This window comes from Oribacterium parvum ACB1 (assembly GCF_000238055.2).
GTDB lineage: Bacteria > Bacillota > Clostridia > Lachnospirales > Lachnospiraceae > Oribacterium > Oribacterium parvum.
Window position 1 is genome coordinate 1954201 of sequence record NZ_KE148312.1, and the last position, 25370, is coordinate 1979570.

A 25370-nucleotide genomic window follows, 5' to 3' on the forward strand; every position below is an offset into this window, starting at 1 on the left:
TTATTCCTCTACTTCCTTAAAATCGATAGCCTCCGCTATTTTCTTTGTCAGCTTCTTTTCCGCAAATTCCTTTGCTTGCTTGATAGCCGTTGTGACTTCCTTACCGTCCGTATTTCCGTGCACCTTGATTACCAGTCCCTTAAGTCCCAAAATAGGTGCTCCGCCGTACTGCTTTGCATCAAATTTTTTGAGTCTCTTCTTTAAGGGCTTCTTTAAAAGAAGAGCCGCAAGAAGTGCCAAAGGACCGCTGTGTTTCATGGTGTCCGTAATTTCCGAAAGGAGCATCTTTCCGACACCCTCGTACATTTTCAGAACAACATTTCCTACAAAGGCATCACAAACAACAACAGAACAGTTTCCTTCCACTATATCTCTGGCTTCCACGGAACCGATGAAGTTATAGTCCGTGTCCTCCTTTAAAATCTGCATGGCAGCTTTCACAAGGCTGTTTCCCTTTTCTTCTTCTGCACCGATGTTGACTAAACCGATACTCGGATTTTTAATCTGCAACATTTCCTCCATATAAATTGCGCCCATCTTGGCAAACTGGTGCAGCCATTCAGGTTTGGCATCCACATTTGCCCCGCAATCCGTAAGAAGGCAAACTCCGTTCTTAGTCGGAATGAGCGCTGCAAGGGGCGGTCTGTAGACACCCTTTTCTCTTCCTACAACGAGTTGCCCTCCGGCAAGCACCGCACCGGTGGAGCCGGCGGAGATGAAGGCATCGGCCTCTCCATTTTTCACAACCAGCATTCCGCGAACCAGGCTCGAATCCTTTTTTCTTCGAATCGCAATAACCGGTGATTCATGAATACTGATATTTTCACTGCAGGGAACAATCTCGATCCTCTCCGGATCATAGCTGTAGGAAGACAATTCCTGCTTTAGGACTTCTTCCTCTCCAAAAAGAAGGAGCTTCATTCCTTCTTCTTTAAGACTTTCCACTGCGCCTTTTACCATGGCTTTTGCGCCTAAATCGCCACCCATAGCATCTATCGCAATACGAACCATATTTACCCCTTTTTACGCTATAAAAACAGGATGCTAAGGAACAAGCCTTGCTTCCTGTCAAAAACGAGATGCCGTGCGCTTAGCCCGGCAATCGTTATACATAAGAAAGTTCCTTTTCCTACTCTCTTATAGCAACAAGAAATATGATAAATTATTCGCCCTAAACTGTCAACTTGCCAAGAGCGGTACGAAAGAACTTAAGAAAAGGACTAAAAAACTAGGAGTTCGGAATTTCCGTTCACTATCTTTACTTTTTACACTGATTTTTTGTAAAAAAGTAAAGATAACAAGATATTTGAGCTTAAAAAGTAAAGATAAACGGCATACCTTGTACTTGCAAAGCATGCCGTTTCGTGATTCTTACTGTTTTTCGCTCAGATAGTGAGCGGTATCTTGTCGCAATATTGTTTTTGCTTTTATTCTTCTGTCGCCGCTCTATCCTTCGCTTCTTGAATTACGATGTTCTGGATATCACCGGGCGCCTGCTCATAACGGTCAAATTCAAAGGAAAAGGATCCTGAACCGCCTGTCATGGAGCGAAGATCCGTGTTATAGAGGTAAAGATTACTCATCGGAAGCTCCGCTTCAATGAGTTGCTTTCCGCCGTGTACGGCATTCATACCAAGAATTCTTCCTCTTCTCTTCGTTAAGTCGCCCATGATGTCTCCCGTGTAGCTGTCGGGTACATTTACCGTGAGGCGGGCAATCGGCTCAAGAAGAACAGGATTTGCCTGCATAAAACCGTCCTTAAAGGCCATGGAAGCTGCAGTCTTAAAGGCCTGCTCGGAGGAGTCTACCGGGTGGTAGGAACCGTCCAAGAGGACTGCCTGTACACCAACAACCGGGTAACCGGCTAAGGGGCCCTTCTTGCAGGATTCCTGAATTCCCTTTTCTACTGCAGGGAAGTAGTTCTTCGGGACTGCTCCGCCGAAAACCTGCTCCTTAAAGGTGTATGCCTGGTCATAGTCGAAGCTCGGAGAGAATTCCATCACTACATCACCGTACTGGCCGTGTCCGCCGGACTGCTTCTTATACTTACCCTGTACCTTGGCGGTCTTCTTAATCGTCTCTCTATAAGCAAACTTCGGCTTAGTCAAAATAAGAGAAACATTGTAGCGGTCTTTTAAGCGAGATGCCAACACCTCGAGTTGTTGCTCTCCGATACCGTACAGTAAGCTCTGTCTGTTTTCCGGATCCGCCTTTACCTTAAGGGTGCGATCCTCTTCCATCATCCTCTGAAGAGCTGTGGAGAGCTTATCTTCATCCGCCTTATTCTCCGCGGTATAAGCCATATAAGTGTAGGGAACGGAAAGCTTCGGTGCGTGATAAATAATCGGCGCATTTCGAACCGCAATACTGTCTCCGGTCTCTGTAATACCCAGTTTTGCAACGGCACCCAAGTCTCCGCTCTTTAATTCCGGTACTTCAATCGGGGTGTTTCCTCTTAAAACATAGAGCTTACCGATTTTTTCAGTGGCCTCTTTATTGACATTGTAAACCTCGGAGTTTGCCTTTAAAACACCGGTACAAATCTTAAATAAGGAATATTTTCCAAGGAAGGGATCCGCAATGGTCTTCCATACTCTGCCGCTGATGGTTGCCTCGTCATTATAGTGCGCTGTAAAATGCTCACCTGTCGAGGCGTCCACTCCGATAGCTTCCAGTTCCTTCGGGGACGGGAAGTACTTATCGATAACCTGTAAAAGAACATTGAAGCCCTGCACATGGATACCTGAACCCATCAGAATCGGGGCAATATTACATTGCTTTACATTTTCCCGTAAAGCGCTCTGGATTTCTTCCGTGCTAAATTCTTCTCCCGCAAAATATTTCTCCATAAGCTCTTCGGAGCTTTCCGCTACGGCTTCCAGCAAAGAAGAACGGGCAATATTCAAATGCTTCTCCACATAGTCGGGAATCGGACAAGCCTCATATTCATTTAAATTGGTAAAACGGCGACCTGCCATCTTAACGACATTGACAAAGCCGACAAATTTCTCATTTTCACGAATCGGTAACTGGAAAGGAGCCACGGACTTACCGAAACGCTTCTCCAGATCCAAAACGAGCTGACGGAAAGAAGCCTTATCGTCATCCATATTGGTCACGAAGAAAAGTCTCGGAAGATGATTCTCCTCGCAAAGCTCCCATGCCTTTACGGTGCCGGGCTCAATACCGGCTTTGCCGTTTACTACGATAATGGCGGCATCGGCAGCGCTGACTGCCTCTTCAACCTCTCCTACGAAATCAAAGTAACCCGGCGTATCCAGTATATTGATCTTTAAATCTCCGTCTTCTCCCTTATATTCTATCGGAAGTAAGCTTGTGGAAATGGAAAACTTTCTCTTCTTTTCTTCCTTATCAAAGTCGGAAACTGTATTGCCTTCGTCTACGCTACCCAGTCTGTTTGTCACCTTGGTCACATAGCAAAGACACTCTGCTACAGTCGTTTTTCCGGCACTGCCGTGCCCTAAAAGAACAACATTACGAATACTTCCGGTATCATACACCTTCATAGAAACCTTTCCTCCAATCTCAGCTTCTTGTGAGAACCTATTCTATTCAGCCCTCTTTTGCAACGAGAGTCTGAAGCGTTCCCACAGAAAACTCGTTGATAACAAAATGGATAGTCATATTGTATCGAAAAAGAGACAAAATTTCAATCTTCTTAGTCAAAAAGAGAGATTTGATTGGAGAGAGGAATTTCTCCCAGTAGTCCTAATTCATGGAATTTGTCTGCAAATACCTTTGGACAATGTGTTCTTTGCACAAAATCGTCCTTGGAAAGATAGGGACCGTATTTTGCTCCATCTTCAAGACCGAGGGCTACCGCCTCTCCGAGTCCCGCTATACAGCTGAAGGACGGCATGATTTCCCCTTCTTCCGTTATCTGAAAATCCTTGGCCTTTGCCTTATAAATATCGAGTTTGGCAAAGCGAATGCCTCTTGCATACATTTCCTCACAGATTCGCATATCACGAAGACAAAGATTTTCTGTCGCGGAAAGTTTATCCTTCTCCAGATACTCCTGCATGTAGAAGCGGAGCTTCTCCACCCCGAAGCACATTTTATCAAAATCAAAGCCGTCCGCACGCACGGAATAATATGCCGTGTAATATTCTCGCGGATAGAAAACCTTACAGTAAGCTACACGGTAAGCCATCATGACATAAGCTGCGGCATGAGCCTTCGGGAACATGTACTTGATTTTCTTACAGGCATCGATATACCACTCCGGTACACCGTGGTCGCGCATGTCCTGACACCACTCCTCTTTTAAGGGCTTATGCTTTCTGGTCGCCTCCATGATGTTAAAGCTCTCGGAGGGATCCAGTCCCATATGCATAAGATAGACCATGATATCATCTCTACAGCATATTGCATCACGGAGAGTGGTAATCCCGTTTAAAATCAGGTCCTGCGCATTGTTTAGATATACATCGGTACCGTGGGAAAGACCGGAAATACGAATCAGGTCGGAAAGGTACTGCGGTTTCGTATCCACTACCATTTGCATCGCAAAGCCGGTTCCGAACTCCGGTATACCGAGACAACCGAGTTTTACTCCGTGAATATCCTCCGGCTTAATTCCTAAAATCTCCGTAGAGCGAAAAAGATCCATAACTTCCTTAGAATCCAAGGGAATGTCTTTTACCGGATCAAGCCCCGTTAAGTCCTGCAATTTTCGAATCATGGTCGGATCATCGTGCCCGAGAATATCGAGCTTTAAGAGGTTATGGTCAATCTTATGATAGTCAAAGTGCGTGGTAATAATCGGGCTTTCCACATCATTTGCGGGGTGCTGTACCGGGGTAAAGGTATTAATGTCCTCACCGTGGGGAAGAACAACAATGCCTCCGGGATGCTGCCCTGTAGTTCTCCGGATTCCGGTCAGGCCCTGCACAAGGCGATCAATCTCCGCATTTCGCTTTTGTTCTCCTCGTTCTTCGTAGTAATTCTTGATCATACCGTAGGCGGTCTTTTCGGCGAGCGTACCGATTGTTCCGGCCTTAAAGGTATTTTCTTCTCCGAAAATCGTTCCGGTGTAGGCATGTGCCTTTGCCTGATACTCTCCGGAGAAGTTTAAGTCGATATCCGGCTCCTTATCTCCGTCAAAACCGAGGAAGGTTTCAAAGGGAATGTCGAATCCTAAGCGGTCGAGTTCCGCACCGCAGTGCGGACATTTTTTAGGCGGCATATCGTAGCCTGCCATACCCGAATAAGACTTCACCTCTTCCGAGTCAAAGTCCGTGTAATAGCAGTTTGGGCAGACATAGTGTGGGGGAAGCGGATTTACCTCGGTAATGCGGGACATGGTCGCCGCAAAGGAAGAACCTACCGAACCACGGGAGCCTACCAGATAGCCGTCCGCATTGGACTGATCCACGAGCTTCTGTGCGATGATATACATTACGGAGTAGCCGTTGGAAATAATGGAGTTCAGTTCTTTCTCCAAGCGATTTGCCACGATTTCCGGAAGCTTCGGACCGTAGATCTTATGCGCCGTTTCATAACAGATTTCCCGCAATGTTTCATCGGAGTTCGGGATCACGGGCGGGCACTTGTCCGGACGCACCGGCTTAATCCTTTCGCATTGTTTTAATATGCTTAAGGGATTATCAATCACGACCTTTTTCTTGGTATTTTCATCGAGATAAGAAAACTCCGAGAGCATTTCCTCCGTACTTCTGAAATAAAGGAAGGTATCCCCCTCTTCTTCGGTCATTCCCTTCGTGGCGAGGATGATTTTTCGGAAAATGTCTTCCTCTTTGTCCGTATAATGGGCATCGGAAGTTGCGCAAACCGGCTTTCCGAGCTGTTCTCCGAGGGAAATAATCTTCTTGTTATACTGGATCAAATCTTCTTCCGTCTCCGCACTGTACTTATCGGAAGAAAGCATATAGCGGTTATTTCCCAGCGGCTGGACTTCCAGATAGTCATAGAAGGACGCAATCGTGAGAAGCTGCTGATCGTCCATACCGCGAATCAGAGCCTGAAAGAGCTCTCCGTTTGAGCAGGCGGAACCGATAATCAGTCCTTCTCTGTACTTTTTCAGAAGAGACTTCGGAATACGGGGGTGCTTTGCAAAATATTTTAAATGAGACTCGGAAATCAAACGATAGAGATTGATGCGCCCAAGGTCATTTTTGGCAAGCAAAATAATATGATAGCTAGGGAGTTTTCTAACCTTTCCCACGGTATCCATATCGAGGCTGTCTATTTTCCCTAAGGACTGCACGCCTCTTTTTTCAAGCATCTCCAATTCTTTCAGGTAAATGCGAGCGGTTGCCTCCGCATCGTCTACCGCCCTGTGATGATGTAAGAGTTCAATCTTTAATTCCTTCGCAACGGTGTCCAATTTAAAACGATGGAGCTTCGGAAGAAGGAGTCTTGACAAACTAACCGTATCGAGTACCGGTCGTTTAAAAGGAATGCCGAGTGCCTTTGCCTTATTTTCCACAAAGTTATAGTCGAATTCCGCATTGTGTGCGACCAGAATACTGTCTCCGACAAATTCTAAAAACTTCGGAAGCACTACTTCAATGCCGTCTGCATCCATAACCATAGAGTCGTCAATCGAGGTAAGCTGGGTAATGCGATAGGGAATCGGAACACGAGGATTCACAAAGAGATCCATGCGGTCCACGATTTTCCCTTCTTCCAGCTTCACTGCACCGATTTCGATGATATGGTTTTTCTTCGGATCAAAGCCGGTCGTTTCCAGATCAAAGACCACGGTACTGCAGGATAAAGGAAGGTCCTCGGAAAGATTTTTTATCACGGTATCCAGGTCATTTACAAGGTACCCTTCCATGCCGTAGATTATCTGCAGCTCATCTTCCTTTCCGAGCTTTTTTAAGTGTGCCATTGCATCCGGGAAGGACTGTGCTACGCCATGGTCGGTAATGGCAAGAGCCGGCATACCGAATTCTAAAGCTCTGTTAATATACTCTTCTATGTCGGAAACCCCGTCCATGTCGGACATTTTGGTATGAAGATGCAGCTCCACACGCTTTTCCTTGGCATGATCGACTCTCTTTGCCCGTACAAAATCAGACTTTTTAATCCCGAATACACGGGAAAGCTCCAGTTCCTTGTCGTACTGGTCGTATTCGATATTCCCTTTTACGGCTATAGTCTTTCCGACCTGTAAAAAAGCTCTGGCATCGTCCAGATTTTCTTCTTCCACGAAGATTTTAGAGGCGATGGAGTCGGTATCGTCCGTAAAGGAAAAGGTAAAGATAACCATACCGGATTTTCTGGTCGGGCGTTCATCCACATGAAGAATAATCCCCTGCAATGCGACGGTTCCGGAGAATTCTCCAACGGAAGAAATCGGTACAATTTCGTCCTGGAAATCTCTGCCGTAATAAACACCTTCTTTATCACTTCTCTTAAAAGGACCTCGGCTTCCGAAGCTTCTCTTGAAGGAAGAATCATTATTTTTCTCTTTGAAATCCTTTTTTTCTTTATATTCTTTTTGATCTTTTATCTCTTGCTTTCCGTCTTTCGCTTTACACTCTTCTTTACTCTCTCCCTTATTCTCTTCTTTTCCTTCCTCTTTAGTCTTTCCAAGGCTTTTTTCCGGTCTTTCCTTGTTTACCGCTGTCTTGCCGCCGGCTTCACTGCTATTATTACTATGCCGGTCGGCGTTTTCCGCTTGCTTTTCTCCCCCGATTGACTCAAATTTTTCCTTTTCTTCCCTATATTCGCTACTCTCATACTCATCATGCTCTCTTTCTTCCGCTTTATTCAGCTCGGGACTATAGCCAATGGAGAAATGCAGGATAATCCCACAACGCTCATGCACTATTTTCTCAATGACCCGGATACATTCTTCCTCTTCTTTTTGAAAAAGGGCAATTTCCGGCAGCAAAAGAGCTAGAGTGGACTCGTCTTTCCACTCTAGCTTTCCCCTTGTAAACATTTGATGGAGCACAATGTTTTTTTCTTTTAACTCATCCAAAAGGGAGTCTTCATAACGCTCAAAAAGAATCTTCGCATTATACTGGGAAGAAAGATGAAAGCTCTCGTGAATTTCTATCTGAATTTTCTTTCCCGAAAATACCTGCTTCTGAATGAGCTCTTCCATGGCATGGAGTTCATTTTTTTTAAGTAAATGATCGCTATGCAGGTAGATTTTCATCTTCGTGCGATCCCGGCTTAACGTAATGCGACTGACTTCCGTTGTCATGAAGAGTGTTTCTAAGTCTTTGTTTCCCTTCAGTTCTTGAAATACTTGAAAAAAGCTTTTCATGAATACTTTTCAATTTCCTCTCGTAGTGCGCTAAGTAAGTCTTCTTCCTTAACCTTTCGGATGATTTCTCCCTTTTTAAAGAGCATGCCGACACCCTTTCCTCCGGCAATGCCGAGATCCGCCTCTCTTGCTTCCCCGGGGCCGTTTACCACGCAGCCCATTACAGCAATCTTTAAGGACTTATCGGGATAGGAAAAGGCAATCTTCTCCACTTCTTTTGCAAGGGAAATAAGGTCAATATCCGTTCTTCCGCAGGTGGGACAGGATACCACGGAAACAGCTTTTTTACGCAGTCCGAGCGTCTCCAAAATCAGCTGTCCGCTTCGAATTTCTTCCACGGGATCCGCGGAAAGACTGACCCGAACGGTATCTCCGATTCCCTCATTTAAGATAAGAGCCAGCCCCATGGCGGACTTGATATTACCGGACCAGACGGTGCCCGCCTCGGTAATCCCGATATGCAAGGGAAGCTCACATTTCTCCGCTACAATCTTATGCGCATGATACGCCATTAAAACATCGGAGGACTTGATGGAAAGAACAAGATTATGATAGCCCATGTTTTCCACGAGCTCCACATTCTTAAGAGCGGACTCGGCAAGTCCTTCCGCTGTGACTCTTCCATTGTACTTCTCTAAGATATCCTTTTCCAAAGAACCTGAATTCACCCCGATGCGAATGGGAATATTCCTTTCCTTTGCGCAATCTACAACCGCCTTTACCTTATCGGAGGAACCGATGTTCCCGGGATTGATGCGGATTTTATCGGCACCATTTTCCATAGCAAGTATGGCTAAGCGATAATCAAAGTGAATATCGGCAACCATAGGAAGGGGGGATTCTTCTCGAATCTTCCCGAAAGCCAGTGCTGCTTCCTTTGTGGGAACCGTTAAACGCACCAAATCCGCACCGGCAATCTTTAAAGCGCGAATCTGGGAAAGACTCCCCTCTATATCTTCTGTCTTGGTATTGCACATCGACTGCAATACAACAGGATTCCCTCCGCCGATTTTTAAGGGAAGGGATGGGTAAAGTCCTTTTTCTTTTTTTCCGAGTTCAATTACTCGAGTTTCCGTTCGTTTTATCATTGTTTTTCCCCTTTTTGCCGGATTATTTCAATTTCAAAAAATCACCGGATGAACACTGTTTTATAGACTTCCTCAATGTTTCCCTAAAACACATTTTTACTCATTCCTCTTTGTATTTCAGCTGTACTACAGATTAGTTTAACAACTTGGAATACACTCCCGTAAACAGATTGAATACATCGTTAAAGACGATTGCTACCATGAGAAGCAGTAAAATAGCCATTCCTACGGTATTGATTCTCTCCTCCCACTTCGGATTTAAGCGTTTACGAAGAAGCATTTCGAGAAGAATAAATAGGAGTCTTCCGCCGTCGAGCGCCGGAATCGGCAGTAAATTCATTATCCCGAGGTTTACACTAAGCATAAGAGAAAGGTTCATTAAAACCAATATCGTTAGGCGAAGACCTCCGGAGCTGGACTGCTGTACCGCACCGCCAATCACGGCCACGGTTCCTACCGGCCCCATCACATCCTGTCTGGAAACCTTTCCTCTTAGAATCATCGCGAGGCTGTCAAAGACAATTCGCGCATTAAAGCGGAATTCGTAGTAGCTGTACTCTAAAACTTGAAATAGATTTTTTGCACTTACTCTTCCGTTCTTTAATTGTACGCCCAGGCGATATCTTCCACTCTCCGGATCCCGGTAAGGGCTAAAGGAAAAACTCTCTTTTTTTCCGTCTCGAATCACGGTAAGTTTGATATCCCCTTTCTTAAAGTCCTCTTGGTGAAGCTCAAGAAAAATCGACAGCTCCTGCAAGGTGGCAAGGGATCGTTTACTTCCGTCGGCAAAGGCAATAGCTACAATTCTATCTCCATCTTGTAAACCGCTTTTCATAGCCGGCGTCTCTACAGTAGAGGAGGCTCCGATAATCGGAAATTCCGTACCGATATTTACCGTAAGAATAATGGCAAAGAGAAAGGCCAAAAGGAAGTTATGCCATACACCGCCAAAGCAGATAATAAATCTTTGCCACGCCGGCTTTTTCTCAAAACTGTATTTTTCCAAGTCTTCCTTGGCAAAAACCACGCCATCAAAGTCCAGAACATCTTCCTCTTCTTCCCCTTTTGCTGTCGAAAAATCACCGCTTCCGGCGGCATCCTCTCCGAGCATCGCGCAGCTTCCACCTAAGGGGAGAAGTTTCAAACTGTATCTTGTGTTACGGAAGACGCCGGAAAGAATCCGAGGACCCATTCCGATAGAAAACTCCAAAACACCGACCTTAAAAAACTTCGCCGCCAAAAAGTGACCTAATTCATGAAAAAAAACCAAAAACGATAAGGCAAGTAACGCCAAAACAATACTCAAAATTACTCCTTTACTTGTTTAAATAATTAATCTCTATACTATCTTGTATTAAAATCTAAAATCATTTCATTATAAGCCTTCATTGGCTTTCTCCTAAGATCTATGCTTCTACCTGATTTGCATTTTCTTCTACACAGTTTCTCGCCCATCGTTCAATAGAAAGTATCTCATCCACGGAAGGGTAAGCCTTCCAGTCCTTCTCATGCAGCTGCATCGCCTTTTCGATCAAAGCCGGAATGGAAAGGAAGGATATTTTATCCTGAAGGAAGAGGGCAACCGCTTCTTCATTTGCCGCATTAAAAACGGTCGTCATAGATCCGCCCTTCAATCCTGCAGTACGTCCTAAGGCTAGAGCTGGGAAATCAGTATAGGAAGGGGGATGAAAATGTAGCGACATCACCTTTGTAAAATCCAGTTTTTCTCCCTTGAAATGCTCTCTTTCCTCTTCAAACAGGGCGTAGGCTATGGGAACACGCATAGTAGGCACTCCAAGCTCCGCCTTAATTGCCCCGTCACAAAACTCTACAGCGGAATGGATAATGCTTTCTCTCTGGATAACAACCTGTATTTTTTCAATCGGAATATGAAAAAGAATATGCGCTTCCAAAACTTCCAAGGCTTTATTCACCATGGTAGCGGAGTCTATGGTAATCTTTCTTCCCATAGACCAGTTGGGGTGCTTTAAGGCATCTTCTTTCTTCTTTCCCCTCATTTCGTCTTTTGTGAGGCCGAAGAAAGGACCTCCCGAAGCGGTTAAAATGAGTTTCTCGACTTCTTCCGCCTTTTCTCCTCTTAAGCATTGCCAGATTGCAGAGTGCTCGGAATCAATAGGGAAAAGCTTTGCCTTCGACTCTTTTAATAAGTCATTGATTAAATGCCCGGCACAGACCAACGTTTCTTTATTGGCAAGGGCCACTTTTTTCCCGGCCTGAATAGCCGAAATAGTTGGCTGTATTCCGACCATTCCCACTACACTGACTACAATCATATCGGCTTCCGTCAAGGCGGAAAGCTGAATAAGGCCTTCCATTCCGGAGTAAATCACCGGTGAATAGCTATCTTTTTCGCTCTCTTTTTTTTCGTAATGTATACTGTTCTCGGCAGATTCCGAATCGAGTGTATTGTCACGATTATAACTTGATTGAAAGCGCTCTTTCAGAAGTTTTGCTTTATCTTCATGAAAAACGCAAAGATACTTCGGCTTCCACTCCCGCGCCTGCTCTTCCAATAGTGAAATATTTTCTCCGGCAGAAAGGGCAAGCACTTTATATTCCGTATGGTCTTTTAAAAGTTCCAGGGTCTGTGTGCCGATAGAGCCTGTAGACCCCAAAATCACAATATTCATATCTATCCTCGATTCACACAATCTTAGAAAAAGTAGCTTTTTATGAAAGCAGCTTCTTATGAACTTAGAGTCCTATAAAAACGGCTTTCTTACAGAAATATAGAATAGTTCATCTTATAAAAATCTGTCTTAAAAAACAGACTGCAATACTCTTAATGTAAAACGACGAATATCTAAAAACATTATTTCACAAAAAGAACCAAAGCAAAGTAGATAATCGGAGCAGTAAAGAGTGCCGAATCAAAACGGTCCAGTATTCCTCCATGTCCGGGTATCAAATTACTGTAATCCTTGATTCCAAAATCCCGCTTGATTCCGGAAGCCGTCAAATCTCCCACAATGGAAAAAAGAGAGGCAAAGGCGACAGAAATCGCAAGCTTTAAAGGGGAATGGAAAAATCCGTCATAGACTTGATTATTATACAGTCCGTAAAGGTAAGTTAAAAGAAAAGATCCGAGAACTCCCCCGATAGCCCCTTCCCAGGTCTTCTTCGGACTAAGAACCGGTGTCATTTTGTGCTTTCCGAAAAGAATCCCTACGGCATAGGCACAGGTATCTGCCGCCCAGCTCGATAGAAAAATCAGCCAAACCAGAATCTTTCCATGCATGACTCCTCTTGTCTGATAGAGGTAGGAAAACATGATTCCCGCATAGGGTAAAATCAGAAAATACAGGCAAATCTCCCGAATTGTCTTTTCCGGATAAAACAATACATAGTCTACACAGAGCAGAATGAAATAAACCAGCATAAGAACCATTTCAAAATGCTTCCCATAGAAAAGTGCAAGGTAATGCAGAGAAATAAAAAGGTAGGGTAAAATCGACATTTTCTCCTTATGAAAGGAAAAACAATGCAGAAGCTCATAGCAGGCAAAAATAGATAAAATGAAATTAAAGAATAACAGTAGATTTCCTCCGGCGGGAAGGATGATAAACAAAAGAAGCAGTAAGACAATTCCGCTTGCTAATCGCACAAAAAAGGAGGACAGCTTCTTCTCGTTCTGTCCCTTGGGAAGCGTTTTAACTCTGCCTTCTCGTTTTTTTATTTCTTCCGTTTCGTTTTGTTTCTCCATCTAACTATTACCCTTAATCATTTCTACCCTAACAATACTTCGGAAGCTCAAAAAGCCTCTATAACATAGTGATTCTTATTCATAACGAGTATCGTGCGTAAAGCGTGCGATATCTCGTTGTAGAGCTCCCTTTTAAATTTAAAATAAACAATAGCTACTTTTTTCTTCCGCCAAATCTTCTTTCCCTTTTTCCGTAACTTTCTATCGCTTTTAAAAGCTCTTCCTTATTGAAGTCGGGCCAGAGCACATCCGTAATATAATACTCGGAATAGGCAGATTGCCATAAAAGGAAGTTCGAAGTCCGAAATTCCCCGGAGGTACGGATAACAAGGTCAGGGTCAGGAATATCTTTTGTATCCAAGTAGGAAGCAAGCTGCTCTTCCGTAAGATGAGCTAAAGCATCTTTCAAATTCTCTCCCCTGTACTCTGTAGAAAAGCGATGAATTGCACGAATGATTTCATCTCTTCCGCCATAGTTTACGGCAAAAATAAACTCCATCCCCGTATTGTCCTTCGTGCTTTCTTCCAAAGCACGGATTCCTTCCTGAATATCCCCGGAAAAACGGCTTCTCTCGCCAATCATCTTCGCTTTCACATTATTTGCATTGGCAACGGAAATAAGCTTTTTCATATAGAAACGAAAAAGCTGCATAAGCGCTCCAACCTCTTCTTCAGAGCGCTTCCAATTTTCTGTGGAGAAACCGTATACGGTTAAATAGGATATTCCAAGCCTTGCACAGTCTTCTACAATCTGTTCCAAGGTCTCACAGCCTTTTTTATGGCCGAGGGCTCTCGGAAGCCCGCGAGAAGCTGCCCAACGACCGTTTCCATCCAAAATAATAGCAATGTGCTTTGGAAAGCGCTCCGTGTTTTCCATCATACTGTAAGGAGTTCCTTGTTCTTTGCTTCCACGGACTGATCAATCTTCTCAATCATGTGGTCGGTGAGCTCCTGAATATCCTTCGTCTGTCTTGCTAAATCGTCCTCGGTAATCTCCGCATTTTTCTCCAGCTTCTTAGCCAAATCCATGGCATCTCTTCGGATGTTTCGAATAGCAACCTTTGCCGCTTCGCCCTTCTTCTTTACATCCTTAGTCAGTTCCTTTCTTCTTTCCTCTGTAAGCTCCGGGAACACAAGACGAATCACCTGTCCGTCGTTTGTAGGATTGATACCGAGGTCGGACATATTGATTGCCTTTTCAATTTCCTTCATCACAGACTTATCCCAAGGCTGAATCTGAATGATTCTTGCCTCCGGAACGGAGATATTCCCTACCTGCTGAATCGGGGTCTGCGTACCATAGTAATCCACAGTGATTCGATCTAAAACATGGGGATTCGCACGACCGGCACGAATCGTTGCGAGCTCACTCATTAAGTTGTCGTGAGTCTTATGCATTTTCTCAATATAGATTGTAAATTGATCATCCATTTTTCAGTCCTCTTCTTTCGTATTTTTAGCATTTATTTTGTCTTAAATCAGAATGAATTCTTAAACGGAATATACTCTGATAGAGAATTGCAATAGTAAAATCCAATAGAAAAAAAGTAATTTATAATTATTCAAATTTGTACACAGGCAAGACTTGAAGAATTATGCTAAATGATAGTATTTCCTTAAAAGTCAGTCCGCTGTAACTCTTGTTCCTTTGTGCTCTCCGAGAAGGGCCTTGAAGATGCCGTCCTCTTCCTCTAAGGAAAATACGGACATCGGGAGGCGGTTCTCAAGACAAAGGATGGATGCGGAAAGGTCAATTACCTGCAAACGCTTTTCCACCACTTCTTCAATACTGAGTGTATCGTATTTCTTGGCATCGGGAAACTTCTTCGGATCCTTGTCATAGACCCCGTCAATGGCCTTGGCAAGGAGAATTTCCTTACATGTGAGCTCCAGCGCACGAAGCACTACACCGGTGTCGGTGGAAAAATAGGGATGCCCCGTACCACAGGCACAGAATACCACTTCTCCATTTTGTAAAGCTTTATTTGCCTCGTCCTTGGAAAAGACTTCACTCATATCGGAAATGGAAAAAGATGACATAATTCTGGTCTTCATTCCGCTGATACGGAAGATTTCCGATACATAGATACAGTTCATGAGCGTCGCAAGAATGCCGACCTGATCCGCTTTATACCGGTCTACCTGCTCGGACTGTCTTCCTCTCCAGAAGTTTCCTCCTCCGATTACAATGGCTACTTCTATGCCTCTGTCTACTGCTCTTTTTACCTGATCCGCCACTCTAAAAATTACATCATCGGAAAACCCGAAATGCTTCTCTCCGGCCAGAGCCTCTCCGGAAAGTTTCAACATCACTCTTCTTTTTTCCATAATATTCTCCTCTTTCTAATGCCCTAGTTTACCATACAAAAAAAGGCTCGGCAATTCTTCCGAGCCTTTTTCGTCGTAAAAGAAAACTGAATAATTCCTGTATCCTTATTTTTCTCCCGGCATCAACCAGCCCTTTTGGTCAGTGTGTAGCAGCTCTTCTGCAAGCTCGGATAAAGGTTCTCCCAAGAAATCTTTATAAACTGCTTTTATGGAAGGATTTTCATGGCAGAAACGAAGACTGCCCTCTCTATCCTGCTTATATAGTACAGGTGCTCTGTGCGCCGCCATCTCTACCTGGTCATGAATAGGTTGTCCTCCACCGCCTACACAGCCTCCGGGACAAGCCATGACTTCCACAAAGTCATAATGTACCTGTCCGGTTTTTAATGCAGAAAGCAACTTGTCTGCATTTGCGAGTCCGTTGACTACCGCAATCTTCAGCTTGTTTCCTGCAATAGTAAAAGTTGATTCCTTCCAACCGTCCATACCTCTTACATCCTGAAAGGCATCCGGATCGGGGTTCTCTCCTGTTGCAAAGTAGTAAGCGGAACGAAGTGCAGCCTCCATTACACCTCCGGTTGCACCGAAAATATTTCCTGCACCGGAACCGATACCAAGCGGCATATCCAGTTCTTTATCAGCCAGTTTTGCAGGACTGATATGGAAAGAACGAATCAGTCTATTGACCTCTCTTGTGGTCAAAGCTACATCCACATCAAAGTTGCCGTCCTTGTCTGTCATATTCGGATATGCACACTCCGCCTTTTTGGCAAGGCAAGGCATAATGCTGACAGAGAATATTTTCTTAGGACTTACTTTCAGAATATCCGCATAATAAGTCTTCGCAATGGCTCCGAACATCTGCTGAGGAGACTTGGAGGTCGAAACCTGCGGAATGAACTCCGGATAATGGCTCTTAATAAAGCGTACCCACCCCGGACAGCAGCTTGTAAACATCGGGAATTGTCCCTCATTTTGAGTCAGCTTGTGTAGAAACTCGGAAGCTTCCTCCATAATAGTCAGGTCAGCTGAGAAGTCGGTATCAAATACATAGTCAAAACCGATTTCTTTTAGGCAGCTTGCCAGTCTTTCTACCGTAGCCTCTTCCGGCCCAAGGCCGAACTCTTCTCCCCACGCAGTACGAATGGATGGTGCTATCTGTGCCAACACAATGGTCTCAGGATCATCTAATGCATCTAAAATTCTATCCGTATCATCTCTTTCTCTTAAAGCACCTACAGGGCAATGGGTGATACACTGTCCGCAAAGTGCACATGGAGAATCTTCCAACTTGTAGAAATCACGTACATCCACAGTACTTTTTCCACCGGAATTCACAACATCCCAGACATTGGTAGCTTGGATTTTATCACAAACCTGAATACAACGCATACACTTGATGCACTTATCATATTCTCTAATCAAAGGGAAGGTTTTCGAACTCTTCTGCTTCGGCAAATCTTTCGGATAATAATCCTTTCCGACAATGTTTAAATCATTGGCTACAGACTGTAAAGCACAGTTTCCGGAACGACTGCAGGTTGTGCAGGTCACGTTATGCTGAGACAAGATTAATTCGACATTGTATTTTCTTGCTTCTCTTGCTTTTTTAGAATTGGTGCGAACAACCATTCCTTCTAAAACCGGGCTGTTGCAGGCAGCATGAAGTCTTGCATCTCCTTCTACTTCTACCACGCAAACTCGGCACGCTCCAATTTCATTTAAATCTTTAAAATAGCAAAGAGTGGGAATATGGATTCCAACTTCTTTAGCCGCATCTAAAATCGTTGTATGCTCAGGCACACAAACCTTTTTTCCATCTATTGTACAGTTTACCATTTATTTTCTCTGCCTCCCTTAAATATACCATAACCAAAGTGATCACAGTGCAGGCATCTTCCGGACTCCTGGCAAGCCTCTTCATCCGTCATACCATATTCCATGAGCTTAAAGTCAAGTACTCTTTCATCAGCCGGTCTTTCTTTCATATTGACACGACCGGTGGGCGCATTATCATCAAATCTTACCGGTGGAAGTACAATATCGGACTCGATTTCATGGAAGAAACCGAGGTATTCATCTATATTTGCCGCAGCGGTCTTTCCTGCAGCTATTGCACGGATTACCGTAGCAGGACCTGTTACACAATCTCCTCCCGCAAAGATTCCTTCTGCGTTTTGTAATGCGGAAGTATCTAAAGCATTGATTCTTCCTGATTCAATAGTTATCCCCTGATACTCCTCAAACTTACGGAAGTCGATTCCCTGTCCAATAGCAACAAGCACAAGATCCGCCTTCATTTCCACCTCAGGTGCCTGAGAATCCTTGGGTGACGGTCTGCCATAGCGAACGCCTCCGATAATCTGCGGCTTCAGAACGATGCCCTTACAATGCCCCTTCTCATCCTTTTCAATGCGTACCGGAGAATGCAACTCTACGATGTCACAACCGTCGGCGATAGCGCCTTCCACTTCTTCGGGAAGGGCCGTCATATCTACTCTTCTTCTGCGGTAAGCGACCTTTACCGTTTTAGCTCCAAGACGAATGGCAGACCTTGCCACGTCCATAGCTACGTTTCCACCGCCGACTACGACTACATTTAAGCCCGTGAAGTCCGGATAAATATCATCTCCGATATTTCTAAGCATTTCTACTGCTGAAATAACACCTTCCGCATCCTCGCCCGGAATACCAAGCTTCTTATCCGTATGAGCTCCAATCGAAACATATACAGCATCAAATTCTCTTTTAAGCTGCGCAAGGCTGATATCTTTTCCAATGGAAACATCCGTCTTGACTTGGAATCCGGTTTTCATTAAACCGTCAATTTCGTGATTCAATATCTCTCTAGGTAACCTGTATGCAGGAATTCCATAACGAAGCATTCCGCCAAGCTGTTTCCTTTGCTCGTAAACTGTTACATCGTGTCCCATGATGCTTAAGTAATACGCAGCGCTTAAACCGGATGGTCCACCGCCTACAACGGCAACCTTTTTTCCGGTTTTATCCATAATTTTGGGTACTTTAATCTCTCCCTCATGCTCTACTGCATATCGCTTTAAACCACGAATGTTAATTGCTTTATCCACCATAGTTCTTCTGCAACGCAATTCACACGGGTGCTCACAAATCAAACCGCATGCTGCAGGAAAGGGATTATCTTTACGAATGAGTTGCACCGCCTCTGCGTAGCGCCCCTCATGAATCAGGGATACATAACCGGGTACATCAACATGAGCAGGGCAAAGGGATACACAAGGCACAGGCTGACTCTGCTTCGCATTGCAGCGTCCATGCTTTACATGCTCTGCATAATCGTCATAGAAACCGCGTATTCCACGAAGAACCATCTTCGCTGCCTCAAAACCTATTGCACAGTCTGCAGAATGATAAATGGCGTCTGCAGTTTTTTCAATAGTCGTTAAAGTTTCCATATCTGCGGAACCGTCCAAAACAGATTCCATTAATTTTTCAAGTTGTCCCAATCCCACTCTACAGGGAGTACACTTTCCACAGGACTGTGCATGACAAATATGTAAAAATGCCTCTGCCAAATCCACAGGACAAAGACCGGGCTGAGAAGCCTGAATTCTCCGCTCTAAGTCGCGGTAAAGCCCCTCCACGGTTTTCTGCGCTTCATTTTCTGTAACAATGATTAACCTGCTCATTTTTTCTCCTTGTTCGAAAACAGTATATCTGTTTCCGTTATAAGACTCACCTTTGCCTTTTTTCAAAGACAATACCCTCTCTTCTCCAAGAGATGATTCGTGCTCAGTATAGCACACGAATTTTCTTTTTTCTTTTCAAAAAAAGAAGGAATTTTTTGTGCATATTGTACAGTGAACGCTGTTTATGCCATTTTGTAGTTAGTTATATATGACTAACATTTTTGCAAAAGAAGAAAATTTAGTCTGATTTATTTGAAAAATTTATCAATATTCCTTCTTTTTAAGTTCTATCACCGGAGGCTATGACAAACAATGCACTTATGTATTCCGCTGTAAAAAAAGAGAACCTTCTTTCACAGAAAGTTCTCTAAAAATATCTTATACTTTTTTATATAGTGCATTTGTAATTTCACTTAAAGCTTGTATATCTTGTTGTTCTCTGATTCGCCTATCCCCCGGAAAAAAGATTAAGAATGGAATAATTTTTTATTTTGATAACGAGGTTCACAGGTAATTCGAATTCCAAGTTTTCCCAAAGTTTTCTCATCCACTTGAGATAGAATCACTGTAGAATGCATTTCGCAGCCATTGAGCTTTGCAAGTTGTTCCATACATTTTTCTGCATTTTCATCAGAATTTGCGGAAATAGTAAGGGCAATCAAGATTTCATCCGTATGGAGGCGAGGATTGTGATTTCCAAGATGTGCCACCTTTAAATGCTGTATCGGTTCAATAATTTCCGGAGAAATAACCTTAACTTCATCAGGAAGTCCTGCAAGAACCTTTAATGCGTTGAGGATCATGGCAGAACAAGCTCCAAGCAAGGGGGATGTTTTACCCGTGACAATCTGTCCGTTCGGAAGAGAAATAGAAGCAGCAGGGGCACCTGTAATTTCTTCTTTTTGTAAAGCGGCGCCGATTACAGTTCTATCTTGTGAGGAAATATGTGCCTTTTCCATAAGAAGCTGCACTTTCTCAATGATAGCATCGCTTCCGCTTCCCTTTCTTTTTTCCACTAAGGCATTAAAGTAACGACGAATGATTTCCTGCTGAGAGGCTTCTCGTACAGCATCATCATCCACGATACAATTCCCCACCATATTCACTCCCATGTCTGTTGGAGATTGATAAGGAGAACTGCCATAAATGGTATTGAACATAGCCTTTAGTACCGGAAACACTTCCACGTCTCTATTGTAGTTTACAGTGCTGACTCCATATGCCTCCAAATGATAGGGGTCAATCATATTGACATCATTCAGGTCTGCTGTTGCAGCTTCATAAGCAAGATTAACCGGATGCTGTAAAGGAATATTCCAAATTGGAAAAGTTTCAAACTTGGCATATCCTGCATTAACCCCATGGACATGCTCCTGATATAACTGGGATAAGCAAACTGCCATTTTACCGGAACCGGGTCCCGGGGCGGTAACAACAATTAAGGAATGGGAAGTTTCAATGTAATCATTCTTACCAAAGCCTTCTTCACTAATAATTAAAGGAACATTGGAAGGATAAGATGGAATAGGATAATGTCGATAAACTTTAATACCGAGAGACTCCAACTTCTTTTGGTAAGCAATGGCACTCTCCTGTCCTGTAAAGCGAGTCAACACTACAGATCCAACATAAAGACCATACCCCCTAAAGGCATCAATGAGACGAAGAACATCCATATCATAAGTGATTCCCAGATCTCCACGTACCTTGTTTTTTTCAATATCTCCGGCATGTATTGCAATCACAATCTCAACGTCGGCTTTTAATTCACCCAGCATACGAATCTTACTGTCGGGCTGAAAACCGGGTAGAACTCTGCTCGCATGATAGTCATCAAACAGTTTTCCTCCAAACTCCAGATACAGCTTGCCTCCGAACTTGGCTATTCTTTCCTTAATGTGCTCTGATTGCATCTTTAAATACTGTTCATTATCAAAACCGATTCGATCCATGACGTCTACCTATCCCTTCTATACACCGGAAATCCAAAATCCAAACGTAGCACATTATACTCCTTTTTTACAAATATTGGAAAGAGGATTATAAGATAAAAGTTGGCGGATATTTTCTTCGTCATGTTCTATTTCTTTAGAAAAAAATACCGCAATTCGTAGAATACTCGGTTCTTCGGAAAAGAAGCATGAGAAGTACTTATCTTCTTTCTTTATTTCTTTGCCTTCGATTAAGCCTGTATAACAGTTTCCATCTTTCACCGAATATTGATTCAGTATAAGAAGATACGCAGTATAGATCCACTCTATACTTTGATACACGAGCGAAAATAGAGGAAGTAAGGAGGCTTCCTCAAGAGGAAGAAGCGTATAACGAAACAGGAAGTAACGGCAAAGCGCCGGCATGGCTTTCTCCCAGTCTATCTGCTTTTCTTTTGGAAGTTTCAAAAAATATTCCTCTAAACGGGATTGATTCATTCTATCCTCTTTGTTTCCTTCCGACTTCTCTACTGTATTGGATTCATTTTTGAATTCATACTCGAATGTCTTCTTGCCTTTTTTTGTGACTTCCTCTAAAAACAATTCTCTCCACTTGGAAAAATCAAGGCTTTTCTCCTTGATTTTCTTCTGCCAGTTTATGGCTTCAAGAAAACGCTCTTCATTTAGAAATGAAAAGCTGTCAAGATAAACATTTTCGGAATTTAGTCTTTCTATCTTTCCTGCTTTACATTTACCAGCTGAAGCATTCGGATATATCAGTAATTCCGCTTCTAAAAAGAATTTGTAAAGTTCTAAAAAGAAAGCGTTAAAGTCCTTGGAAAAATACGGAATCTCTTCCCATAGAGCGGAACGAAAAGCAATTAAATGGATTAGTTCCCGCTCTTTCTCGGAACTAAGAATTTCTTCCGCATCTGTATCCTCTCTTCCGCGAAGTATTTCTCCATCCCAGCTCAAAATTAAGCGAAAGGCTTCTTCGCAGGATGCATTTAAATCATATTGTGCGTAATTTCCGTAACTTCGCTTCATCCTTGGGTATGACTGGCAAACTTCGCAAAGTGCATCCTCTCCCAGTTCACATATCATTTCACAAAGACCGTTTTCCTTAAGAAAAGGGCAGTTCCCATTTTCTTCCAAAGGGAAAAAATAATTCCCTTTCTCTTCCTTAAGCGTTGCTCTCAGCTTTTCGCCAAAGCTTCCCGGAACCCTATCGTAGCGTTCCCGGCTATCTTTATCCACATCAATGCACCAGCCCCTACAGCAGCTGTCCTTGCAGGAAGAAGCAATACAATGAAATTGATCATAATATGACGGATATTCTATATCCATTCTTTTTCTCCTTTAAACGGGATAAACTCTCCTTCACTATAGATGCGAAACTTTGCAGCTCTATACTCTTCCATCGTCTTCGCCTTTCTAAGCTCTTTGATTCCCTTTATACTTACAGGATAATTTTTAGCAAAATAGCTCCAGCATTCCTTCAATTTACAAAGTAGATTCTTATCTCCCTGTATCTCTTCGGAAAATGCTTTTTCCACTGCAAGAATATAGTCTTTCAATTCTTTTTCTTTCAGTTCGTTTCCACCCCGAATTTCCCTTGCAAGAGCAGGATTGGCAAGAAGACCTCTTCCGAGCATAATGCCGGAAATGCCGGGAAAACGTTCCATAATTTTATGAGCCGTTTCCGCATTTTCAATATCCCCATTATAGACTAGAGGATTCTTTGTAATCTCGTATACCTTTTGAAAGCCCTCCAAATCCACGTTTCCTTTGTAGAATTGTTTTTGTACTCTGGGATGCACAATAACTTCCGAGAATGGAAATTGATTAAATAAAGAAAACAATTCCGGAATCGCTACGGCATCACTGATTCCGATTCTGCATTTCACGGAAATTGCAAAATCTTTTTCTTTCTTTAAAAACAGGTTTTTAAAAAAATCCTCTAAAAAATACAGGTCCCGAAGCATCCCTGCTCCCTTTCCTTTAGCCACAACAGTTCCGCTGGGACAACCTAAGTTAAGATTTGCCTCACTATATCCAAGATCTTGCAGATAAGAAAAGGATTTCAACATATGATCTACTTCTCTCCCCATAATTTGAGGAATAAGTGTAAGTGTTTGATTGTTTTTGGGAGATAAATCCCGTTCTATTTTTCCTGTATAATGTCCCTCCTCATTCGCCGAGACAAATGGACTGAAGTATTTGTCTATAGACGAAAAAAATCGTGCATGTGCGTTTCTTAGGGGATAAGAACTGATTGATTCCAAGGGTGCAAAATAATATTTCATAAAACTCCTAAAGATTTCCTGTAAAGAAAGCAAGAAATACCAAAAGTAAAAGCATTTGAATATGTAAAAAAATATAATGCAAGATAAACACCTTTCCATGCGGACGATTCTTCATCATGGAATAGGCAATTACTCCGCTGTAGTTCCAGGCAAGAGGATGAATGGAAGATAGAATGGATGCCATGATTAATTGTCGCCCCTTTGTAGTCAAATCAGCCAGAAAAACCGCAGCCGGAAGTCTGGTAAAAATCTGTGCCAAAACCAAGGAGTGACTGCATTCTTTTCCGCTGATAAATGTAGAGAGAAAGCGGGGTATCAAATGCATGGTTAAAAAATTTCCACGAAGGAGAAAAATGAGCAGAACAAAACCAAGAAGGAAATAATCCAATCGCAAAAATACTTCTCTTCTAAAAAACAGACTGTAAAGTAAAAGCAATACTGTCACAAGATAAATTGGAATAAGTCTAATGCAGGATAAAAAAAACAGAGTTGAAAACACACCTAATGGAATCGAAAAGCGATGGACTTTTCCTTCCGGCCTCCTTTCCTTCAGTCCCTCATAAGAAAATTGTAACCTGTCTAAAGTCTGTAAAGAAAGAGGCCGGTTCTTCTCTTTATGAAAGCAATAGACATAGGGTAGCAAAAATAATATAGAAGAAAAGAAAAAAGGGAAGCTGATGCGGAGATAATCTGTAAAGGAATAGTTAAATTGCAAAAACAGATAAAAATCCGAAAGAGAGGTAAAAGGAAATAAAATACTTCCAAGCTCCGCAGCCAGAATCTGGAGACAGACGGTATGCATAAACAGATAGGGACTATCCTCTTCTTTTCCCAAAGTAATTGCGGAAAGAGGAAGTGTAAAAAACATACTGATGCTGGTACCGAATAGCAAGGCAATCCCAAAGCTTAAGAAAATCAAAATATGGGAAAGCGCTTTTCTTGTTTTGGCAAAGCGTAAAATCGGATACGCAATATAGGATAGCACACGACTTTCCAAAAGATAGCTCGACAAAATTAATATTGTCGCCATGTAAAAATATTTCTCAAGAGGAAAATAATACAGAAAAGAAAAATTCAAAAAAAAAGGCAAATCCGATTCTACACTAAACTTTTCCGGAGAAACGAAAAAGCAGGAAAGTATAAACAATCCTGCTAAGAGAAGTAAAATCCATTTTCGGAGATTTTTCCTCATTAAATCATTTCGTCCCTTCTAATAAAGCCTTCTCCGTGTACTTCCCGTACGTCGGAAATAATAAAGAATGCCTTATCGTCAATTTTATATACCTCGTCCTTAAGAACCGAAACCTCACGATTACTTAGTACGCAATAAAGCATAGTTATTCCGTTTTTAGTATACATTCCCTTGGCTTCGATGCCGGTTACACCTCTGGACATTTTAGAAATGACATACTGGGCAATCTCTTCTCCTTTATGGGAAATAATAGTAACCGATTTTGCAAAGTGCATCCCTTCCATTATGGCTTCACAAACTTTGGTAAATACATAGATAGACACTAATGCGTAGAGCGCTTTGGTTACACCGAAAATTTGTAATCCCCAAAGAATAACCAGAGAATCTACAAATTGAACCAGCTTTGCCATGGAAATGTGCTTAAACTTAGTCTGCAGAATGGCAGCCAATAGATCCGTTCCTCCTGTTGTACAGTTGGAAATAAAGACCATGCCACAACCTACACCCATAAAAACACCGCCTACTACAGACGCAAGGAAAAAGTCATCCTTGGGAAGAATTTCCCATACAGGCAAGATATAAAGAAAAAAGGAGCACAGCAAAGTCGAAATCACTGTACGGAAAAGGAATTTTCCACCTTTTGCAAAAAATCCCCAAATAAAAAGCGGTACATTAATCATACTGTAGCTAAGCCATAAGGGAATATTAAAGAGGTGACGTACGATAATAGACACACCGGTAACACCTCCTATTACCAATTCCGCTCTATCATAAATTGATAAGGAAGCAACAGAAATCAAAAAACTTCCAATAACAATAAATAAATAATCTCTAAATATTCTTTTCTTCTTATCCATTCTGCCT

At 42.8% G+C, this 25370-nt stretch carries 17 protein-coding genes; all 17 read right to left on the reverse strand.

The window, feature by feature from the left end; all coding sequences use genetic code 11:
* Entirely contained in the window at positions 1-1011 is a 1011-nt protein-coding gene (gene plsX, locus HMPREF9625_RS08690; RefSeq protein ID WP_009534319.1) for a phosphate acyltransferase PlsX, read from the reverse strand.
* A 416-nt stretch (positions 1012-1427) separates the two neighbouring features.
* Entirely contained in the window at positions 1428-3527 is a 2100-nt protein-coding gene (locus tag HMPREF9625_RS08695; RefSeq protein ID WP_009534320.1) for an elongation factor G, read from the reverse strand.
* Between the two features lie 152 nt (positions 3528-3679).
* Positions 3680-8269, reverse strand: a complete 4590-nt coding sequence (locus HMPREF9625_RS08700; protein WP_009534321.1) for a PolC-type DNA polymerase III — start codon at positions 8267-8269, stop codon at positions 3680-3682.
* Complete coding sequence (gene ispG, locus HMPREF9625_RS08705; RefSeq protein ID WP_009534322.1) at positions 8266-9357, reverse strand: flavodoxin-dependent (E)-4-hydroxy-3-methylbut-2-enyl-diphosphate synthase; 1092 nt, start codon at positions 9355-9357, stop codon at positions 8266-8268. The genes HMPREF9625_RS08700 and ispG overlap by 4 nt, the downstream gene beginning before the upstream one ends.
* Before the next feature lie 133 nt (positions 9358-9490).
* Positions 9491-10663, reverse strand: a complete 1173-nt coding sequence (locus HMPREF9625_RS08710; protein ID WP_009534323.1) for a M50 family metallopeptidase — start codon at positions 10661-10663, stop codon at positions 9491-9493.
* A gap of 100 nt (positions 10664-10763) precedes the next feature.
* Positions 10764-12008, reverse strand: a complete 1245-nt coding sequence (gene dxr, locus HMPREF9625_RS08715) for a 1-deoxy-D-xylulose-5-phosphate reductoisomerase (RefSeq protein WP_009534324.1) — start codon at positions 12006-12008, stop codon at positions 10764-10766.
* Positions 12009-12190: 182 nt separating this feature from the next.
* Positions 12191-13081, reverse strand: coding sequence for a phosphatidate cytidylyltransferase (locus HMPREF9625_RS08720; RefSeq protein WP_009534325.1), 891 nt, complete (start codon positions 13079-13081; stop codon positions 12191-12193).
* 154 nt (positions 13082-13235) lie between these two features.
* A complete protein-coding gene (locus HMPREF9625_RS08725; RefSeq protein ID WP_009534326.1) occupies positions 13236-13961 on the reverse strand; it encodes an undecaprenyl pyrophosphate synthase in 726 nt (241 codons plus the stop codon).
* Positions 13958-14512, reverse strand: coding sequence for a ribosome recycling factor (gene frr / locus HMPREF9625_RS08730; RefSeq protein WP_009429767.1), 555 nt, complete (start codon positions 14510-14512; stop codon positions 13958-13960). The genes HMPREF9625_RS08725 and frr overlap by 4 nt, the downstream gene beginning before the upstream one ends.
* A gap of 192 nt (positions 14513-14704) precedes the next feature.
* Positions 14705-15409, reverse strand: coding sequence for a UMP kinase (gene pyrH, locus HMPREF9625_RS08735; RefSeq protein WP_009534327.1), 705 nt, complete (start codon positions 15407-15409; stop codon positions 14705-14707).
* A gap of 105 nt (positions 15410-15514) precedes the next feature.
* Positions 15515-17248: an NADH-dependent [FeFe] hydrogenase, group A6 gene (locus tag HMPREF9625_RS08740; protein ID WP_009534328.1), complete on the reverse strand. Its 1734-nt coding sequence runs from the start codon at positions 17246-17248 to the stop codon at positions 15515-15517.
* A complete protein-coding gene (locus HMPREF9625_RS08745; RefSeq protein WP_009534329.1) occupies positions 17242-19077 on the reverse strand; it encodes an NAD(P)-binding protein in 1836 nt (611 codons plus the stop codon). The genes HMPREF9625_RS08740 and HMPREF9625_RS08745 overlap by 7 nt, the downstream gene beginning before the upstream one ends.
* 467 nt (positions 19078-19544) lie before the next feature.
* The gene (locus HMPREF9625_RS08750; RefSeq protein ID WP_009534330.1) at positions 19545-21029 is read right to left on the reverse strand and encodes a DUF1846 domain-containing protein; all 1485 of its coding nucleotides are present in this window, start codon (positions 21027-21029) and stop codon (positions 19545-19547) included.
* 54 nt (positions 21030-21083) lie between these two features.
* Positions 21084-22355: a flagellin lysine-N-methylase gene (gene fliB, locus HMPREF9625_RS08755; RefSeq protein ID WP_009534331.1), complete on the reverse strand. Its 1272-nt coding sequence runs from the start codon at positions 22353-22355 to the stop codon at positions 21084-21086.
* Complete coding sequence (locus tag HMPREF9625_RS08760; protein WP_009534332.1) at positions 22346-23314, reverse strand: tRNA dihydrouridine synthase; 969 nt, start codon at positions 23312-23314, stop codon at positions 22346-22348. Before HMPREF9625_RS08760 ends, fliB begins: the two co-directional genes overlap by 10 nt.
* A 7-nt stretch (positions 23315-23321) precedes the next feature.
* Positions 23322-24344, reverse strand: coding sequence for a hypothetical protein (locus HMPREF9625_RS08765; RefSeq protein ID WP_242822695.1), 1023 nt, complete (start codon positions 24342-24344; stop codon positions 23322-23324).
* Between the two features lie 161 nt (positions 24345-24505).
* Complete coding sequence (locus HMPREF9625_RS08770; RefSeq protein ID WP_009534334.1) at positions 24506-25363, reverse strand: YitT family protein; 858 nt, start codon at positions 25361-25363, stop codon at positions 24506-24508.
* Between the last annotated feature and the right edge of the window lie 7 nt (positions 25364-25370).

What these genes read in the sequence shown, in the direction of transcription:
- plsX (WP_009534319.1), bottom strand. Translation starts at nt 1,011, where the DNA reads ATGGTTCGTATTGCGATAGATGCTATGGGTGGCGATTTAGGCGCAAAA.
- HMPREF9625_RS08695 (WP_009534320.1), bottom strand. Translation starts at nt 3,527, where the DNA reads ATGAAGGTGTATGATACCGGAAGTATTCGTAATGTTGTTCTTTTAGGG.
- HMPREF9625_RS08700 (WP_009534321.1), bottom strand. Translation starts at nt 8,269, where the DNA reads ATGAAAAGCTTTTTTCAAGTATTTCAAGAACTGAAGGGAAACAAAGAC.
- ispG (WP_009534322.1), bottom strand. Translation starts at nt 9,357, where the DNA reads ATGATAAAACGAACGGAAACTCGAGTAATTGAACTCGGAAAAAAAGAA.
- dxr (WP_009534324.1), bottom strand. Translation starts at nt 12,008, where the DNA reads ATGAATATTGTGATTTTGGGGTCTACAGGCTCTATCGGCACACAGACC.
- HMPREF9625_RS08720 (WP_009534325.1), bottom strand. Translation starts at nt 13,081, where the DNA reads ATGGAGAAACAAAACGAAACGGAAGAAATAAAAAAACGAGAAGGCAGA.
- HMPREF9625_RS08725 (WP_009534326.1), bottom strand. Translation starts at nt 13,961, where the DNA reads ATGATGGAAAACACGGAGCGCTTTCCAAAGCACATTGCTATTATTTTG.
- frr (WP_009429767.1), bottom strand. Translation starts at nt 14,512, where the DNA reads ATGGATGATCAATTTACAATCTATATTGAGAAAATGCATAAGACTCAC.
- pyrH (WP_009534327.1), bottom strand. Translation starts at nt 15,409, where the DNA reads ATGGAAAAAAGAAGAGTGATGTTGAAACTTTCCGGAGAGGCTCTGGCC.
- HMPREF9625_RS08740 (WP_009534328.1), bottom strand. Translation starts at nt 17,248, where the DNA reads ATGGTAAACTGTACAATAGATGGAAAAAAGGTTTGTGTGCCTGAGCAT.
- HMPREF9625_RS08745 (WP_009534329.1), bottom strand. Translation starts at nt 19,077, where the DNA reads ATGAGCAGGTTAATCATTGTTACAGAAAATGAAGCGCAGAAAACCGTG.
- HMPREF9625_RS08750 (WP_009534330.1), bottom strand. Translation starts at nt 21,029, where the DNA reads ATGGATCGAATCGGTTTTGATAATGAACAGTATTTAAAGATGCAATCA.
- fliB (WP_009534331.1), bottom strand. Translation starts at nt 22,355, where the DNA reads ATGGATATAGAATATCCGTCATATTATGATCAATTTCATTGTATTGCT.
- HMPREF9625_RS08760 (WP_009534332.1), bottom strand. Translation starts at nt 23,314, where the DNA reads ATGAAATATTATTTTGCACCCTTGGAATCAATCAGTTCTTATCCCCTA.
- HMPREF9625_RS08765 (WP_242822695.1), bottom strand. Translation starts at nt 24,344, where the DNA reads ATGGCGACAATATTAATTTTGTCGAGCTATCTTTTGGAAAGTCGTGTG.
- HMPREF9625_RS08770 (WP_009534334.1), bottom strand. Translation starts at nt 25,363, where the DNA reads ATGGATAAGAAGAAAAGAATATTTAGAGATTATTTATTTATTGTTATT.